The sequence below is a fragment of the Polynucleobacter sp. 15G-AUS-farblos genome (genome assembly GCF_018882445.1).
Taxonomy (GTDB): Bacteria; Pseudomonadota; Gammaproteobacteria; order Burkholderiales; family Burkholderiaceae; genus Polynucleobacter.
In genome coordinates, this window is sequence record NZ_JACVOM010000001.1 from 539,492 (window position 1) to 555,558 (window position 16,067).

General features: G+C 44.2%; 14 protein-coding genes. 3 read left to right on the forward strand and 11 right to left on the reverse strand.

Annotated features, from left to right (window positions below; genetic code table 11):
* The first annotated feature begins 1 nt into the window (after position 1).
* Entirely contained in the window at positions 2–1,699 is a 1,698-nt protein-coding gene (locus ICN41_RS02740; protein WP_216291256.1) for a thiamine pyrophosphate-binding protein, read from the forward strand.
* Between the two features lie 9 nt (positions 1,700–1,708).
* Here the strand turns inward: ICN41_RS02740 and ICN41_RS02745 are convergent, their stop codons facing one another.
* Positions 1,709–1,846 carry a hypothetical protein gene (locus ICN41_RS02745; RefSeq protein ID WP_216291257.1) on the reverse strand — a complete coding sequence of 46 codons (138 nt, stop codon included), beginning with the start codon at positions 1,844–1,846 and terminating at the stop codon, positions 1,709–1,711.
* A 110-nt stretch (positions 1,847–1,956) separates the two neighbouring features.
* On the opposite strand from ICN41_RS02745, the gene ICN41_RS02750 reads away from it, so the two are divergent.
* Positions 1,957–2,631: a DUF1345 domain-containing protein gene (locus ICN41_RS02750; protein ID WP_216291258.1), complete on the forward strand. Its 675-nt coding sequence runs from the start codon at positions 1,957–1,959 to the stop codon at positions 2,629–2,631.
* A 34-nt stretch (positions 2,632–2,665) separates the two neighbouring features.
* Here the strand turns inward: ICN41_RS02750 and ICN41_RS02755 are convergent, their stop codons facing one another.
* Positions 2,666–3,481: a hypothetical protein gene (locus ICN41_RS02755; RefSeq protein WP_216862263.1), complete on the reverse strand. Its 816-nt coding sequence runs from the start codon at positions 3,479–3,481 to the stop codon at positions 2,666–2,668.
* A 60-nt stretch (positions 3,482–3,541) separates the two neighbouring features.
* Between ICN41_RS02755 and ICN41_RS02760 the strand changes: the two genes are divergently transcribed.
* On the forward strand, positions 3,542–4,987 hold the full coding sequence (locus ICN41_RS02760; RefSeq protein ID WP_216291259.1) for a transporter substrate-binding domain-containing protein: 1,446 nt from the start codon (positions 3,542–3,544) through the stop codon (positions 4,985–4,987).
* A 70-nt stretch (positions 4,988–5,057) separates the two neighbouring features.
* Here ICN41_RS02760 and ICN41_RS02765 read toward each other — a convergent pair whose 3' ends face one another.
* The 9 genes from ICN41_RS02765 to ICN41_RS02805 form a co-directional block, all read right to left on the reverse strand.
* Positions 5,058–5,609: a YqhA family protein gene (locus tag ICN41_RS02765; protein ID WP_216291260.1), complete on the reverse strand. Its 552-nt coding sequence runs from the start codon at positions 5,607–5,609 to the stop codon at positions 5,058–5,060.
* Positions 5,610–5,665: 56 nt separating this feature from the next.
* Positions 5,666–6,787, reverse strand: a complete 1,122-nt coding sequence (locus tag ICN41_RS02770; RefSeq protein ID WP_216291261.1) for an adenylate/guanylate cyclase domain-containing protein — start codon at positions 6,785–6,787, stop codon at positions 5,666–5,668.
* A gap of 1 nt (position 6,788) precedes the next feature.
* The gene (locus tag ICN41_RS02775; protein WP_216291262.1) at positions 6,789–7,619 is read right to left on the reverse strand and encodes a protein-glutamate O-methyltransferase CheR; all 831 of its coding nucleotides are present in this window, start codon (positions 7,617–7,619) and stop codon (positions 6,789–6,791) included.
* Between the two features lies 1 nt (position 7,620).
* Entirely contained in the window at positions 7,621–8,784 is a 1,164-nt protein-coding gene (locus tag ICN41_RS02780; protein ID WP_216291263.1) for a chemotaxis response regulator protein-glutamate methylesterase, read from the reverse strand.
* Positions 8,785–8,810: 26 nt separating this feature from the next.
* Complete coding sequence (locus tag ICN41_RS02785) at positions 8,811–9,254, reverse strand: chemotaxis protein CheW (protein ID WP_216291264.1); 444 nt, start codon at positions 9,252–9,254, stop codon at positions 8,811–8,813.
* On the reverse strand, positions 9,251–11,599 hold the full coding sequence (locus ICN41_RS02790; protein ID WP_216291265.1) for a chemotaxis protein CheA: 2,349 nt from the start codon (positions 11,597–11,599) through the stop codon (positions 9,251–9,253). The genes ICN41_RS02785 and ICN41_RS02790 overlap by 4 nt, the downstream gene beginning before the upstream one ends.
* 42 nt (positions 11,600–11,641) lie before the next feature.
* Positions 11,642–13,450: a methyl-accepting chemotaxis protein gene (locus tag ICN41_RS02795; RefSeq protein ID WP_216291266.1), complete on the reverse strand. Its 1,809-nt coding sequence runs from the start codon at positions 13,448–13,450 to the stop codon at positions 11,642–11,644.
* Positions 13,451–13,670: 220 nt separating this feature from the next.
* Positions 13,671–15,128, reverse strand: a complete 1,458-nt coding sequence (locus ICN41_RS02800; RefSeq protein WP_216291267.1) for a mechanosensitive ion channel family protein — start codon at positions 15,126–15,128, stop codon at positions 13,671–13,673.
* The gene (locus ICN41_RS02805) at positions 15,125–16,006 is read right to left on the reverse strand and encodes a hypothetical protein (RefSeq protein ID WP_216291268.1); all 882 of its coding nucleotides are present in this window, start codon (positions 16,004–16,006) and stop codon (positions 15,125–15,127) included. The genes ICN41_RS02800 and ICN41_RS02805 overlap by 4 nt, the downstream gene beginning before the upstream one ends.
* Positions 16,007–16,067 lie beyond the last annotated feature (61 nt).

Genomic DNA, 16,067 nt, shown 5'->3' on the forward strand with positions numbered 1-16,067 from the left:
TATGAGTGAAAAGATTACTGGTGCTGAAGCCCTAGTACGCATGCTGGAGCAATATGAAGTCAAGCATATCTTCGGTTTGTGCGGCGATACCAGTCTTCCGTTTTACGATGCCCTAGCAAGACTGGATCATGGCATGCAGCACATCCTAACTAGGGATGAACGCAGCGCTGCTTATATGGCAGATGCTTATGCACGAGTCACTCATAAAATCGGGGTTTGCGAAGGGCCTAGTGGTGGTGGAGCAACTTATCTTCTGCCAGGCTTAGTAGAGGCTAATGAATCATCTATTCCAGTATTGGGCATCACCTCAGATGTGCCCGTTACCTCTCGCGGCAAGTTTCCATTAACAGAGCTTGATCAACAAGCTTTGTATGCGCCATTAACCAAATGGAATACCACCATTGATCTGGCAGAGCAAATTCCATCAGCTGTCCGCAACGCTTTCCGCGCAATGACCACTGGAAAGCCTGGTAGCACCCATATTTGTTTGCCACATGATGTACAAAAACATCCTGTTGCTGCGAGTGATATTTGGGCACAAAAAGAACATTGCGAATATCCAGCTCAGCGTTATGTAGCTAACAGCACTGATATTGAAAAAGCAGCCAAGCTCATCTTGGCCGCAAAATCACCGGTTTTCATTTGTGGTGGCGGCGTAACTAATTCAGGCGCAGAACAAATACTGGAGAGCATTGCAGAAATGCTCAACATTCCAGTGTGTACCACTGTGAGTGGTCAAGGCAGTCTTGCCGGAACGCATCCATTGAATGCTGGTGTGGTTGGCGCTAATGGCGGCGTCATGGCCACTAGAGATGTTGTCAATGCTGCCGACCTAGTATTTTTTATTACCTGCCGTGCTGGTTCAACAACTACTGAAAATTGGCGTTTCCCAAATAAATCGATCCCCATTATTCATTTAGATGTTGATCCTGAAACCATTGGTGCGAATTACCCCACTGCAGTTGGGCTGGTTGGTGACGCGAAGCTCTCTCTCGAGCAACTCTATCGTGACTTAAAAGCCAATATTCAATCACGCAATGCAAACTGTATTGATGGTAAAGCCGTGGTTGCGAAAGCTAAAGCGATCAAGTTTGAATCTTTTCTAAAGCTGGCAAATAGTAATGACACCCCCATTCTTCCTGAAAAAATTGTTCATACACTGAACCGTCTTCTACCAAAAGATGCGATTGTCTGCGCAGACCCAGGAACGCCATGTCCCTACTTCTCTGCTTACTTCCTGAGTGATGTTCCGGGCAGACACTTCATTACAAATAGAGCGCATGGCGCCCTAGGATTTGCTATGTCTGCAGCCATTGGTGCTGCGGTTGGTCAACCGCAATCCAAATGCGTTGCAGTCATGGGTGATGGTAGCTTTGGATTTACTGTGGGTGAACTGGAAACAATTACTCGTTATAAGCTACCCATACTCATGATTGTGATTTCAAATTCTGTCTATGGCTGGATTAAAGCCAGTCAAAAAGCAGGATATGACGAGCGCTATTACTCGGTAGACTTCAATCGCACGAATCATGCCAAAGTAGCGGAAGCGTATGGAGTGCGCTCTTGGACAGTGGATGATCCACAAAAACTGGAAGCCGCGATTAAGGCTGCAATTGAGTGCGGGGAGCCTGCTTTGGTTGACATCATTTCTCAACCGCTACAAGATGCAGCAGCCCCAGTTAGTCAGTGGATGGGTTAATACAAACTCTTAAGCGCTAGGAGTGTGTATTACAGGAAAATAAACATTTTTCTCGGGTAGCTTGGTCATGTTAAAGGCCACGATACAGGCAATAATCAGAAATATGGCGCCCAACACCATGCCCCAACCAGTTTTTTTCTTGCGCAACACACTCTCCTTGGATAATTTAAGACTGATTATCTCAAATCCTCCTGACTTCAAAATATAGAACGGGTATTTGCGATAATTGTCGCCGTTAAAGGCATACTAGGGCTACTATGAAATCCATCCATTGGTCACAGCGCTGGCATTATCTCAGTGCTAGCCATCGCCTGCTGATTATTGTCATTGCTGGAGTAGTCGCTTTTTTCACGCTGTCATTAATCCCATCAGCGATGGTTCGGATAGCGCTGTCTTGGATTGTGGCAACCAGCCTGTATGTTCTATCTACGTTTGTGATGATGCACTTTTCCACCAAGGAAAATATCGCTCATCTTTCAGAAAAAGAAGATGATGGCGCCATATTTATTCTTTTGACTACACTCCTTGGCTCAATCACTAGCCTGGTTGTGATTGTGATGATCATGATTGATGTCAAATCCCTCATGATCAATAACACGATTCTGGAAATCGGATTAGTACTTCTGACCTATATCAGCTCTTGGTTTCTGATCCATACGGCTTTTACATTGCACTATGCCCATGCCTACTATCAAGCCCTTGAAAAGACTAAACAGCCGCCCCTACTCTTTCCAAGCACACTGAATCCGAACTATGTTGACTTCCTCTACTTCTCCATGGTCCTAGGGATGACTTGTCAAACAGCAGATGTGAATATTGCCAGCACCAAAATGCGTTACTTGGCCATGATTCAAGGAATGACCGCGTTTGTCTTCAATACCACCTTACTAGTACTGACTATCAATCTGATTTACGACTTGTCTAGCCGCTAAATAATTACTTAACTAAATTGCTAACTCAGTAGCTTTAGAAATTCAAAGATACCGCCAGCTGAGGACCTTGCATGGTGGTCTTTTGTAATACGCCGCCATTATTCATATCGTAGTAAAGCGCTCGATAAGTAAGGGATGCATCCACTAATTTATTAAAGGTCTTACCAACACCTAACATTGCTTGCCATGTTAAGTTGGTAGTGCCACCGCCACCGCCTATATCTCCGTAGAACGGTACATACCATGTGGATTCTGCAATACGATAGCGGCCCTTAAAGCCGACAATAGGATCTACTGTTGAAGTGGTCTTAGCATCAGAGGCTTTATTTCTACCTCCATCTAAAGCAAGGTTCAAAGTAGCAGTAGCGTAGATAGCACGAATACCCAACAAGCCATCAACGTACAGATCCTTAGTATTAGCAAGGGTGTAAGTAGCCGCCCCCGTCAGGATGGTTTGCTGCACAGTCACCTTATCGGCCAAAGTTGCCCTCACCGTACCATCGGCACGCGTTGGTACAACGACTGGAATGTTTCCTGTGTTCTGAAGGGTTGCTGAAATCACATCGCCCATTACGCCCCACTTTCCGTAATGGGCTTCTCCAGCAATCATGCCGCCGGTTTTCAAATTGCTGAGCACATTGCTTGAAGAGTAATCTGCCGTTTTAACCAGGCCATCAGAGAAATTCAGTGTGCCCTTGATACCAGGTGCCCATACGTAAGGGACTACTGAAAAACGCCATTCTTCAGAAATCTTAGGTATTGGGCTGATATCTTCAGCGCCATAAACCGAGCCCATTGAGAGCATTGCCGCAAAAATCAAAGCCAGGGAGGAGAATAGTTTCTTGTGCATGATAATAAGTGCTTAATTTTGATTAAATGTAACTTAAGTGGCTGTATTGGGAATCATTATATGAGCATAGATTTGGGCATTATTCGAAACCTAGCTTTAGGGCTAGCTTTAGGCATTCTGTCGATAGTCTCGGCTCATGCTGAATCACCCACTAGTGATCACATCACTATTCAGGCTCAACGCAAGGTCTGGAAGGGAGATCTTGATGACATGATCAAACGCCGCGTCGTGCGCGTCTTAATCCCTTACAACAAAACCCTCTACTTTTTAGATAAGGATGGACAACAGCGTGGCCTGATGTATGACATGATGACTGCCTTTGAACAAGATCTAAATAAACAAGTAGCAGTAAAGCATTTAAAAGTTCAGTTTATTTTTGTACCCACATCACGCGACCAACTTATTCCAGAACTACTTGCTGGAAGAGGTGACATCATTGCAGCTGATCTCACCATTACTCCCGAGCGTCAAAAGCTCATTGATTTTTCAATACCAATAGCTAGCGGAATCAAAGAAGTCATCGTTACCTCAGCCAATGCACCAAGCATTACCAATCTAGAGGATCTATCAGGTAAGACGGTTTTCGTTAATCCAAGTACCAGCTATGCTGAAAATCTGAAGCTCTTGAATACCAAGTTTCATAAGGAAAAAAAGGCGCCCATCATCATTAAAAATGCGCCCGGCACGTTTGAGACAGAGGATATATTGGAGATGGTGAATGCCAATCTAGTACCAATCACTGTCAGCGATCTGTATTTAGCTCGATTCTGGAAGGGCATTTTTCCCAACCTTCATATTCATGAAGATATTTCTCTACACCAGGATGGTAGTGTCGCTTTCGGATTTCGAAAGCACTCTCCTGAGTTAAAAAAAGCCTTGGATGCCTTCACTGAGAAAAATAAAATTGGTAGTAGCTTTGGAAATCAAAAATTACAGACTTACCTGAAATCATTGAAATGGGTAAAGAATGCCACTAACCCTGCAGATCTGAAGAAATTTCATACCTTAGCTAAGACATTTCAAAAATACAGTGATCAATACCATATTGATTGGCTGCTCATGACAGCCCAAGGCTACCAAGAGTCACGGCTAGATCAAAATAAGAAAAGTAAAGTAGGTGCCATTGGAGTCATGCAAATCATGCCTGCAACCGGCAAAGAGCTTAAGGTTGGTGACATTAATAGTGTGGATAACAATATTAATGGTGGCGTGAAATATATCCGATACCTGATTGATCAGTATTACAGTAAAGAGCAGATGACCGATCTGAATAAGGTCTTGTTTGCTTTTGCTGCCTATAACGCAGGCCCAACTAGAGTTTCGCAATTACGAGCTGAAGCACAAAAGCGTGGTCTCAATCCCAACATCTGGTTTGATAATGTAGAGCGGATTGCTGCAGAGCGTATCGGTAGTGAAACAGTCCAATACGTTAGTAATATCTACAAATACTCAGTGGCTTATAAATTAGTGACTGAACTACCCAGCAAACCTAAATTAACTAAATAAGAAGTCCCTAAAGCAAAACCCCCGACATAACTGACGGGGGCTCTTTAGCAATGACGGGCTAACTGCAAGATCAATCACCGCCGTGAACCATAAATTTTTCAGACAGAGCAAAGATTAGACCGGTAACCACAAAGGTTAGATGAATTCCAACCATCCAACCTAAATTGTCTTTATTGGTTGTATCAATTTCTAAGAAGGCTGCGAGAAGATTGATGCCTGACAAAGCCACAATCGAGCCAATCAATTTCAGCTTCAAACTAGCGAAGTCGACGCCACCCATCCACTTAGGACGATCTGCACTATTTTTAGCTGCGCCTATAACAGAAACAAAGTTCTCATATCCGGAGAAGATGATCAAGATAAGCAGGTTACCCAAAAGAGTCTTATCAACAATCTCTAGAACGCCTGTAACAAACTCTGCCTCTGATGCATTCCAAAAGATCATTGCAAAATGGGCAAATTCTTTGACAAACTTAATGGCCACTAAAAAGAGTGTTGCGACCAAGATCAAATAGAAAGCGGCCAGTATCCAGCGGCTTCTGAAAATCAGTTTTTCTATAAAGGCCTCAAGGCCGTTGGAATGATCGCGCACTGACTCTGTTGTATTGGAATGCTCAGACATTATTGAAGCCCTTAAATGAATAATCCGTTAATAATAAAACAGCTTTTATGACTGTACTAGCCCTTTTTCCCTACCAGCAAATAGGTGCGGATTTCACCCAAACCCTTACATTCCATTAGGCCAGCATCCTCGAATTCATAGCTATCCTTTAGCGCCTCATAGGTGCTTGGTGAGACCTGTACTCGCCCATGCTGGGAAGTCGACTCCATGCGGCTAGCAGTATTCACTGTATTACCCCACAAATCATATGAGAACTTGGTAAAACCAATCACCCCTGCCACTACCGGTCCAGAATTCATCCCGATACGCATATTTAATTCAGCATTGTTTTCTTGGTTGAAGTTCTTGAGATCTTCAAACATGCCTAAGGCCATTTCTGCGCATAAAGCAGCATGATCAGGACGAGGAATGGGAAGACCTCCCACTGCCATATAAGCATCACCAATAGTTTTAATCTTTTCGAGGCCTAAGGCCTCAGCTCTCACGTCAAAACGTGTAAACAAATCATTAAGCAATTTCACCAATTCTGTAGCGGTAGTCTTAGATGACATTTTGGTAAAACCCACCAAGTCACTAAATAAAATAGTCACGTCTGGATAGCTACCTGAAATATTTTTCTCGCCCCGCTTCAAGCGATCTGCAATTGGTCTTGGCAAAATATTGAGCATCAGCTTTTCAGTTTTCATTTGCTCTATCTCGAGCAACTGCTTTTCATGATTCAGCATCTCTAAATGCTTACGGTCTAAATCACGTAAGCGCTTCTTTTCAAGAGAGGAAAATATGCGAGCACGCAATAAAATTGGATCGAAAGGCTTTGGCAGATAATCTTCTGCGCCAATCTCAATACACTTAATCGTTTTTTCAAACTGATCAGCCCCAGAAATCACAATAATAGGCAATGCTTTATAGGTTTCATCTGCTTTGAGCTGCCCTAAGACCCCCAATCCATCAAGCTCGGGCATCTCCATATCTAGCAACATGAGATCAACCGGCTTTGTCTTCACCACCTCAATCGCCTCTAAACCATCGGCTGCTTCCAAAATATTATGAAAGCCCAAGGAGTTCAGCTCCCGAATGAGGATCTTACGTAAAGTTCTACTGTCATCAACGACCAACACAGAAAATGCCGCGAACACTGGATCAATCGCATCGGCTGGAGGAGTATTTTGATTTTCCATATCAGGCCTTCACAGGAGAATTGGGTTTGTAGAATGAAATCTTATCTAATGGCACTAATTTGTATAGATCATTAAGGTAAATAGATTCGGCGGCCCCTAATATCAGTACGCTGTCACTACCATTTAACTGTTGATACATCTTTTGTAAGACTTTATCTTTCACATCCTGCTTAAAGTAAATGAGTACATTTCTGAGCATGATCAAATCAAACTTCGGGTAGAAAGGCCAATTCCCTACTAAGTTGTGATGGGAAAAATTCACCATCTGCCGAATAGCCGGCTTAATTTGATAAGCACCCTTCTCGATATGTGTGAAGTACTTCTGTAAATAGTGTGCGTCTAGTCCTCGATGCGCTTCCATGGAGCTATAGATTCCTGACTTAGCCTTTTCCAGAATGAGTTCAGAGATATCTGTAGCCTGAATGTATATAGTCCAGTCATTGAGATGGCCAAAGTCCTCACGCAACATCATTGCTAAGCTATAGGCCTCCTGCCCTGCAGAACATGCAGAACTCCAAATACGAAGCGTCTTTTCTTTTTGACGTGATGCTATTAAGTCCGGCAAGATTTTGTTCTTGAGCGCTTCAAAAACATGTTTATCTCTAAAGAAAGAGGTTTCATTAGTAGTTAAAGCCTCAAACGCCAACCAGTGAATAGGGCCTATTGGATTTTGCGTCAGGTATTTAATGAGGGCATAGACATCGGGGTGGCCATTTTGAGTGGCTAAGGGCAATAAGCGGGATTCCAGCAAATATTGCTTGGTGTCATCTAAAGCAATTCCTACCTGCTGTTCTAACATGATGTAAAACTGAGGTAAATATTCTTTAGACATACTAGCGACTTGCGGGAACTTTGCGAGTTCTGAAAATAATTTCGTCGGTGATCTTATCGATTGGCAATACAGAGTCAGCCAATCCAGCCTGCACTACGGCGCCAGGCATTCCCCAAATAACGCTCGTGGCTTCATCTTGGGCAATGAGCTGACCACCCTTTTCCTTAACTACCTGAGAGCCTTTTAATCCGTCATAGCCCATACCGGTCAACATGACTGTTAATAGGCTGCTCCCATAGACATCGGCAGCGGTTCTAAATAGGACATCCACGGCTGGCCTGCAAGAATTTTCAGGAGGCTCTGTATTGAGATGAATAATGGTCTTGGTACCAGGGCGTGACACAGTCATATGAAAACCGCCCGGGGCAATATAAACCATACCCGGCTCAGCAATCTCACCCTCTTCAGCCTCTTTAACCGTCATCACGCCAGTCGCACTTAAACGTGCGGCAAGCAAAGCTGTGAAATCCGCCGGCATATGTTGCACGATAAAAATAGGCACACTCAAGGGCGCATTAAAGGCGCCAAATACCTGCATTAATGCCTCAGGTCCACCAGTAGAGACACCGATACACACTGCTTCTGCTGGTTTTGCTAATACACCTGAAGTAGCTTTACTTATTTTTGAGGCTAAGCTGGATGGCGCTTTAATCGGAGCAATTGATTTTGCAGCAATCACTGCCTTAGGAGCAGCTGCTGAAATGGGCTTAGACACCTCTGCTGCCGATCCTTCTTTTGCTCTACGTGATTTAACGCGCTTTGCCAAACCAATGATCTTTGGAATGAGTTCGGTTTCCAGAACCTTAAAGGCATCATCAATGCCGCCGGTTGCATTAGCAGGCTTGCCAACATAATCACTCGCGCCAGCAGTAAGCGCCATGACAGCAGCTTGAGCTCCCTTGTGTGTAAGCGAGCTGAACATAATAATAGGTAAGTACCGATTTTCTTTACGTATCTCACGCAATGCCGTCAGACCATCCATCTCTGGCATTTCAATATCAAGCGTCACCACATCCGGATTACAGGTCTGAATTGCCTCGATTGCCTGAATACCATTGGCAGCAAAACCCGCAATCTCAATTGAAGGTTCTTTTTGTAAAGCGCTGGCGATGATTTTGCGCATTACCGCAGAATCATCAACAATCAGAACACGTACTTTATCCACTGCTTCCTAAAATGAGGGGTGAGAATCTAGCTTTGAACCAGATTGATGCCGGAGACTATTTTGTGGGTATCTAACACCAACAATAGTTTATCGGCTAATTTATGAACGCCCACAATTAACTCTCTGGCATTGGGATCAAGATTAGATGGAGTCTCTTCAAACGTCCTCTCAGTAACCTCAGTAAAGTCCCCAACTCGATCAACCAGGAGTGCAAAAAGGTGGTCTTGATCTTGGAAGAAGATACTAAGTGCGTCGCTACCGTAATCAACTGGTGGCATGCCAAGACGAACTCGCATATTGATAGCAGTCACAATTTGGCCGCGCAGATTAAAAAATCCCGCAACCTCTTTAGGACCCAAAGGAACTGGGGTCACTTCCTGGCCTTTGGTAACTTCAACGCCAATCGCAATCGGAATGCCAAAGAAAAAATCGCCTACAAAAAATGTGGCATAGGAACCGGAACGACTCATTTCATCTCCCGATCCATCGTAATCACATCGCCATCAATAAAATCTGCTCCAGCAATACCGGATTCTTGGTTAGGGCCAAGACCAGACATATTTAAAACGTCTTGAACATTCAAAATACTCATCACAGTGTCATTTACGATCACGCTACCCATAATGCCTCTTTGTGGTGGTGAAACCATCACCACTTGAGTAGGGACGTTGACGATATTGTGTACTTTTTTAACAATGAATCCTACTGGCTGATCGTGGTGGTAATGAACGATCACAGGCACCGTTTCATCGCCATACAAGCTCTTTTGCGTCGCGCCTTCAACATAATGAGCCAATGAAATTAAACGCATAATTTTATTGCCATAGAGCACAACAGCCTCGTTTCCACGACGGTCTATGCGTGATGCTGCAATCATCTCTAATCGATCCACTGTTTCTAGCGGGATAACCATGCGCTCTAAACCTAGCAGGTCAAACATCAACATCTGCTGTGACTCATTATTTGCCCCTAAAACAGCAGAGATATCTTGTTCAAACTGATTATCAGCAAGCTTGGCAATAATTCCGGAGCGAACTGCAATAGCGTTGATATCAAAAATCAATGCTACATGGCCATTACCTAGGATCGTACTTCCGCTATAGACGGGCGTACCCTTTAGTAGAGGCCCTACAGACTTAACAACAACCTCTTGCATGTACATCACTTCGTCCACCACTAAACCAAAGCGAATGCCGGCGGCTTGAACAATGACGATATTAAGCTCTTGATCTGTTGGTGGCATCACATCATCTACTTTTAATTCGTAGTTGAGGAAGACCAAAGGAATTAATTTATCGCGCAGACGGAAGACAGGAACGCCGTAAAAATTCTCAACGCCTGGCACACCTACGCGCGGTTCATAGCGCAGCATTTCAATCACATTCACCTGTGGAATAGCGTAGCTTTGCTGCTTAGAGCGAACAAAGACCGCAGGCATGATCGCCAGCGTTAATGGAATACTCAGGCGGAGACGGGTACCTTGTGCAGAAGTAGCAATATCAACCGTGCCACCAATTTCTTGGATATTGGTGCGCACCACATCCATGCCCACGCCACGACCAGATAAATTGGTAATCTCGGCCTTAGTTGAAAAGCCGGGTAAGTAGATGAAATCAATGATTTCGCGCTCAGTCAGCTTTGCTGCACGCTCAGCTGTCACTAAGCCCATTTGAATTGCTTTTTGCTTGACTAAGGGGATGTCAATGCCAGCACCATCGTCTGCAATCTCAATGACAACCATGCCATTTTCATGAGAGGCGCGTAATTTAATTGCGCCAAGCTCAGGCTTGCCTTTAGCAATACGCTCACTCGGCAATTCAATACCATGATCTACGCTATTACGAATAATGTGGACTAATGGATCACGAATACCCTCTAACAGGGTGCGATCTAACTCAGTCTCCGCACCAATCTGCACTAACTCTACTTTTTTGCCACAGTCCTGAGAAATATCACGAACTAAACGCGGAAACTTAGACCAAACTTGGCTAATGGGTTGCATGCGCGTTTTCATCATGCGCTCTTGCAGCTCGAGCGTAACGGTATCAATACGTCTTACCGTATTGTTAAATGCTAAATCTCCGCTGGTTCTTGCAAATGACAGCAAGCGGTTACGCGCCAGCACCATCTCGCTCACTAAATTCATCAGCTTATCGAGCAGCTCAACACTGACTTTGACTGGTGCCGCTATCTCTTTTGAGCTTTCCGCTTCATTCACAGCGGCATCAATAGAGGCCTCTTTAATAACTTCTAAAATTTCTTGCTCTAGATCTTGTGCGGCTACCTCTGGAATCGTTTCCGCCAAAGCAGGCTCAGCAATTTGAATCACCTCTTCCACCACTGGATTAGCTGGGGTAGTACTTGATACCGCAGGGGTTGCAGAAGGCGCAGAGGGAGCGGAGGGAGTAGCAGTCTTCACAATACCAACGCCGCCTTCAGTTAAAAACTTTAGGTTTTGAATCAGAGCAGAGTCATCGCCCTCAGGCTCACGACGTTGTTTTTGTACGCCTTCCACAATCGCACGCAAGCGATCGGAGGTTTCCAAAAGAACATCGGTCATCTCTTCATTCAGGATATAAACCCCATCGCGCAATTTGCTGAGCAAAGATTCACCGGCATGCGCTACTTTTTCAAGACGATGAAAGGCAAAGAAGCCGCTGCTACCTTTAAGGGTATGCATTGCTCTAAAGATATTACCAATGAGTTTTTTGTCATCGGGAGTTTGCTCAAGCTGAACAAAGTCCAGATCGAGCTGGTCGAATATCTCGCCAGCCTCGAGCAGAAACTCATCTAGGATTTGATCGTTATTGTCCATATCTCTAGTGGAGAGACTGACTATTAAATATCTCTACCGATCTCAGCCTTCAACCTTGAACTTATTGACCATGCTTTGCAATTCTGAGGCCATTTTAGAAAGGTCTTGAGCAGCTTGCTGGCAATTGTTAGCACCTTCAGTGGTGTTTCTAGAAACAGTCGAAACAGAATCAATATTGCGTGCGATTTCAGTACTACCCATCGCAGCTTCAGCAACACTACGACCAATCTCATTAGCTGTAGCAGCCTGTTCTTCTACGGCGCTAGCAATGATTCCAGAGATGTCGTTGATCTTATTAATGATTCCAGAAATAGCAGTGATCGAATCGATTGCCCCCTGAACATCACGCTGGATATTGGCAATATTGCCGCCAATTTCTTCAGTAGCACGAGAAGTTTGACCGGCCAATTCTTTAACTTCGTTCGCTACTACCGCGAAACCTTTACCTAACTCTCCAGCACGAGCCGCCTCAATCGTGGCATTCAATGCCAACAGATTGGTTTGTTCAGCAATCGATGAGATCACTTTCAATACACTACCAATTTCTTGGCTACTAATACCAAGCTTGGTCATCGTATCGCCAGTCATTCGCGCTTCATTTACTGCTTGTGTGGCGACTGCAGAAGCTTCAATTGCGTTAGAAGAGATCTCGCGGATGCTCACGCTTAGCTCCTCAACACCAGTAGCAACGGTTTGCATATTGGTGCTGACCTGAGTTGCAGCTGAAGAAGCTGAACCAGCCTGCGCATTAGTTTCTTCAGCGTTAGAACTCATCTGCGTGCTTACAGCGGATAACTCTTCAGAAGCCGCAGATAAACTCGTTGCATTCTTAGAGATGGCTTTAAAGGCATTGCGCGAAGTTTCAATCAACTGATTGACTTGCTTTGAGATATCCAAGAAGAAACCTTCTTTACCCTCTACTTTTACAGCAGCAGTAAAGTCGCCACCGGCGGCTGCAGAAATAATGCCGCCGATTTCCTTGGTAGTTTCAGCAGCAATACGATTATTTTCACGCTCCGCTTCAGCCATCTTAGCTGCATGCTGCAAGCTAATCTGCAATTCAGCAACGGCTTTGGCCATTTGACCAATTTCGTTGGTGTAATCGGTGTTATGAACCTTAGTATCTAAACGCTCAGCAGCCAAATCCGCTAGGGCATTCTTTAAGTTGGTAATTGGGTCATTAATGGATTTATTAACGACAATAATTATTAGTAAAGATAAAATTAGCGCAGCCACTAACAAGATAGCCATTAACTGCTCAAGATGTAATGCAGATTCTGCAGAGGCTTCCATCGCCTTCTCAGCAGCAGCAGTTTTAATGTCGCTAATTTCTTTTATTTCGGACATCAACTTATACAGGGTTTCCTGATACTCTTTTGAGGACACAATTTTGTAAGCAGCAACTGCTCCGCCCTTACCTTCAGCAGCTTCTATGATGCTATCGACTTGAGTAAAATAACGAGAGATTTGCTTCTCTGCATCATTAACCAAAGCCTTTACCTCTGGACGAATAACAGTAACCTTAGATTTTTCAAAATTCCCCAGTAGCGCAATTTTTGTTTTTGCGATAGTTTCTTTTGCCTGGTTCTCGGCAGCTGTATCACCTGCATTTGCCGCTAAAGCAAGGCGATTCACCACACGGCCAATGACGTTTACATCGCGATTAACGGAACGGAAGAGACTAATACCTATGAGGTCTCTGTCATACATCTGTTGTGCACTACCCTGAACTTTATTTAAGCCATAAAAAGCAGATCCTGTAATCACCACCATAAATAAAATGACAGTTGAAAACCCAATTACTAATTTAGTGCGTAGATTTAATTTGGCAAAAGAATTCATTAAGCTCATGTTGTGTCGTCCAATTGGATTTGTTTTTAGTCTGGCCTTAAGGGGGCAAAAGCCGTTGCCAGCATGCTTTGATACTAACAAATTTTCAAGTCAATATCCCCGCCCCAAGCCCAAAAAATGGGCATCCACCCTTTTTGGGGGGATTTCATAATGAGAAAAAAGAAATGCTGGGCTAGCCCGGCATCGGTGGGGAGCTGGGCTAGCAGAGCCCAGACTCGGGTTAACCCTTGTTAAAGAAGAACTTAAGGATCTTTTTGGTCAAGGCCTTAATGTTCTTTTTCATTTCGTCGGGCTCAACAGTCTTATTCAGCAATAGCTCATTTGCCGCCTTACGCTGTTCAAGAACGCTAGAGATTTCTTCAATCAACTCGGGATGGCTTTCAAAAATAGGGGCGATATTAGCTTTGGTGATCTCCAGCAGAGTGGAATGAACCTTAGCGCGGACATTGGCCGAACGTGGCTCACCGGTAAGTAAGGACATCTCACCAACACAATCCCCAGGCCAAATAGAAGCAACAACAACCTCCTCACCTTGCTCATTCGGAATGGTTACCTCCAGTCCACCCTCAATTAAAATGTACATACTATCTGCGGTATGCCCTTTTTCAATAAACAACTGGTTAGCACGGCAATTGACGATTTCAGCAGCATCCGTTAATTGAGTAACCTGCTCTAAGTTGAGGGCTCTGAGTACACCCAGGCGGTAAACATCTTTGATACGACTCTTCACGGTATCAATAATTTCAGATGACTTGAAAACCTCAACAGTTGAATTCATATTGATGCCGCCCAACTTGAAGAAGCGCGCAATCGATAAGTTCACAATACCGTTGGAACGAATTGGAGGAATGGTTGGATTGCACTCATACACCAAGAAGAAGGTATAAGCCCCATTGTTGATCTTGGCTAAAAATGCGCGATACCAAGGAAAAAAGTTGGGATCATTCTTAATGGTGAACTCAGCCGCCTGGCTCAATAACTCAATAACCTTATCTGCATCGTTTCCAGAATCTAAATCTACTTCCAGAATACGGCGCGCGCCCATTTCTGTCTCTTGCTTTGACAGATTGATGTAATCGAGATTAATAAAACGACGGTTCGGAATGCGAACGTCGTATTTCAATACAGTTCGGATGGTGACCATGCGGCGATCCATCTGCACTATCTCGTAATAGCCACCGCCATCGCCTCTAACCTGGATCTGGTCACCAATACTAATTAATCCGTCAGTTTGTATTTGGATACAAGCTACAACGTCAGCAATCATCTCCCGTAAAACATAGACAATGCCGAATCCTATTGCACCCGATGCTGCCAGTAACTGTCCGGCAGAATGGTCGTACAGCACGATGAAGCCAAACAAGCCAATGATGCCGTAACAAATTAAGGTAAGCGCCTGCACCAAAATTGCAGGAATCTGGTGTCCTTGGCTAGTTTCATTAAAGCGCACTGCAAAATGACGAATGGTCATATCTACTGTGACGGCAAATAAAACAAACTGAGCTACGGCTGCAACATCTTCAATAGCTGCAGTTTGTTTATCAGCTAAGTCAGAGATATCCCATCCCCAAAATGATCCAAAGCTACTATCTAGCCAAAAGGCATAGATTAAGTTAGCAATAACCAATAGCCAAAAGAGCGGCTTAGGTAAGGAAAAAATATTATGGTTAGTCTTCATGACAGTCGTGTGCGAAGTTGTGTAAGAGAATTAGTCAAGATTGTAGCGATACCAGCATGGACAGAATGGGGGCTCAGAAACTGTAGGCTGGCAAGGAAGCTAAGATACCCCACCTGATTTCGAAGAGCAATCGATTTTTCTGGATAAGGCTTAGCCCACTCATCGCTGAGGCGATCCGTCAGTAACTTACCCCTTACGGGCAGCACACTCGAGGCTAAATCAGCCTCAACTAATAGCATGGCTAAGCAATCCACATGCTTTAACCCAGGCTGACTCACCCGCTCCAATAATGCGCCATATTGGGCATGGTCTGTAGCCAGTATCCAGGGTTCAATGCTCTCTAGAATCTCTTTTACTAAAACTGGATCAGCGCCAGTGCGATTAAAAAGTGCTGCTAATAAATCTAGGCTTTGCTGCTCTATTTCATAGGGAGCGCTATTCATTAAACCGGGATGGCCTAAATCATGTGCTGCAGCAGCAAGTAGAAGTTGCCACTTTTCAGTTGAGCTCGTCATCCACGGTGAGCTATCTGACAAATCCTTTTGAGCGCCTTCTTCTTGCATCAAGATATAGGAAAGCATCAAGCAGACATCCATCATGTGCTTTTTCGAGTGATAGGCGGGCGCAATGTGATCTGATCCAATGCGATCAATCTCTACTCCGATAGCTAAGATATTCGATTGATAAGGATTAGCTTGAATCTGCCAAGATTTCCATACTTCAGTATTGACTAGCGCATTTAAAAAATCATGCATGCTATGCGCTTCTTTTTCTATAGTAGAAAGAAGTACTTCTAATTTCTGGGCATCTAGGACAGACGCATGACCCTCTAAAAATGAATTCAGATAAGAGAGTAGGTTAAATGACTGGTCCTTCATTTACTGGTTTGCTCAATGGATGACATATAGGCACTTTATACAACACTAGGAGCCCAGAGGA

Coding starts and splice junctions, on each gene's coding strand:
- ICN41_RS02765 (WP_216291260.1), bottom strand. CDS start 5,609: ATGTCTGAGCATTCCAATACAACAGAGTCAGTGCGCGATCATTCCAAC.
- ICN41_RS02785 (WP_216291264.1), bottom strand. CDS start 9,254: ATGAGTCGTTCCGGTTCCTATGCCACATTTTTTGTAGGCGATTTTTTC.
- ICN41_RS02755 (WP_216862263.1), bottom strand. CDS start 3,481: ATGCACAAGAAACTATTCTCCTCCCTGGCTTTGATTTTTGCGGCAATG.
- ICN41_RS02775 (WP_216291262.1), bottom strand. CDS start 7,619: ATGTCTAAAGAATATTTACCTCAGTTTTACATCATGTTAGAACAGCAG.
- ICN41_RS02750 (WP_216291258.1), top strand. CDS start 1,957: ATGAAATCCATCCATTGGTCACAGCGCTGGCATTATCTCAGTGCTAGC.
- ICN41_RS02795 (WP_216291266.1), bottom strand. CDS start 13,450: ATGAGCTTAATGAATTCTTTTGCCAAATTAAATCTACGCACTAAATTA.
- ICN41_RS02760 (WP_216291259.1), top strand. CDS start 3,542: ATGAGCATAGATTTGGGCATTATTCGAAACCTAGCTTTAGGGCTAGCT.
- ICN41_RS02770 (WP_216291261.1), bottom strand. CDS start 6,787: ATGGAAAATCAAAATACTCCTCCAGCCGATGCGATTGATCCAGTGTTC.
- ICN41_RS02740 (WP_216291256.1), top strand. CDS start 2: ATGAGTGAAAAGATTACTGGTGCTGAAGCCCTAGTACGCATGCTGGAG.
- ICN41_RS02800 (WP_216291267.1), bottom strand. CDS start 15,128: ATGAAGACTAACCATAATATTTTTTCCTTACCTAAGCCGCTCTTTTGG.
- ICN41_RS02805 (WP_216291268.1), bottom strand. CDS start 16,006: ATGAAGGACCAGTCATTTAACCTACTCTCTTATCTGAATTCATTTTTA.
- ICN41_RS02790 (WP_216291265.1), bottom strand. CDS start 11,599: ATGGACAATAACGATCAAATCCTAGATGAGTTTCTGCTCGAGGCTGGC.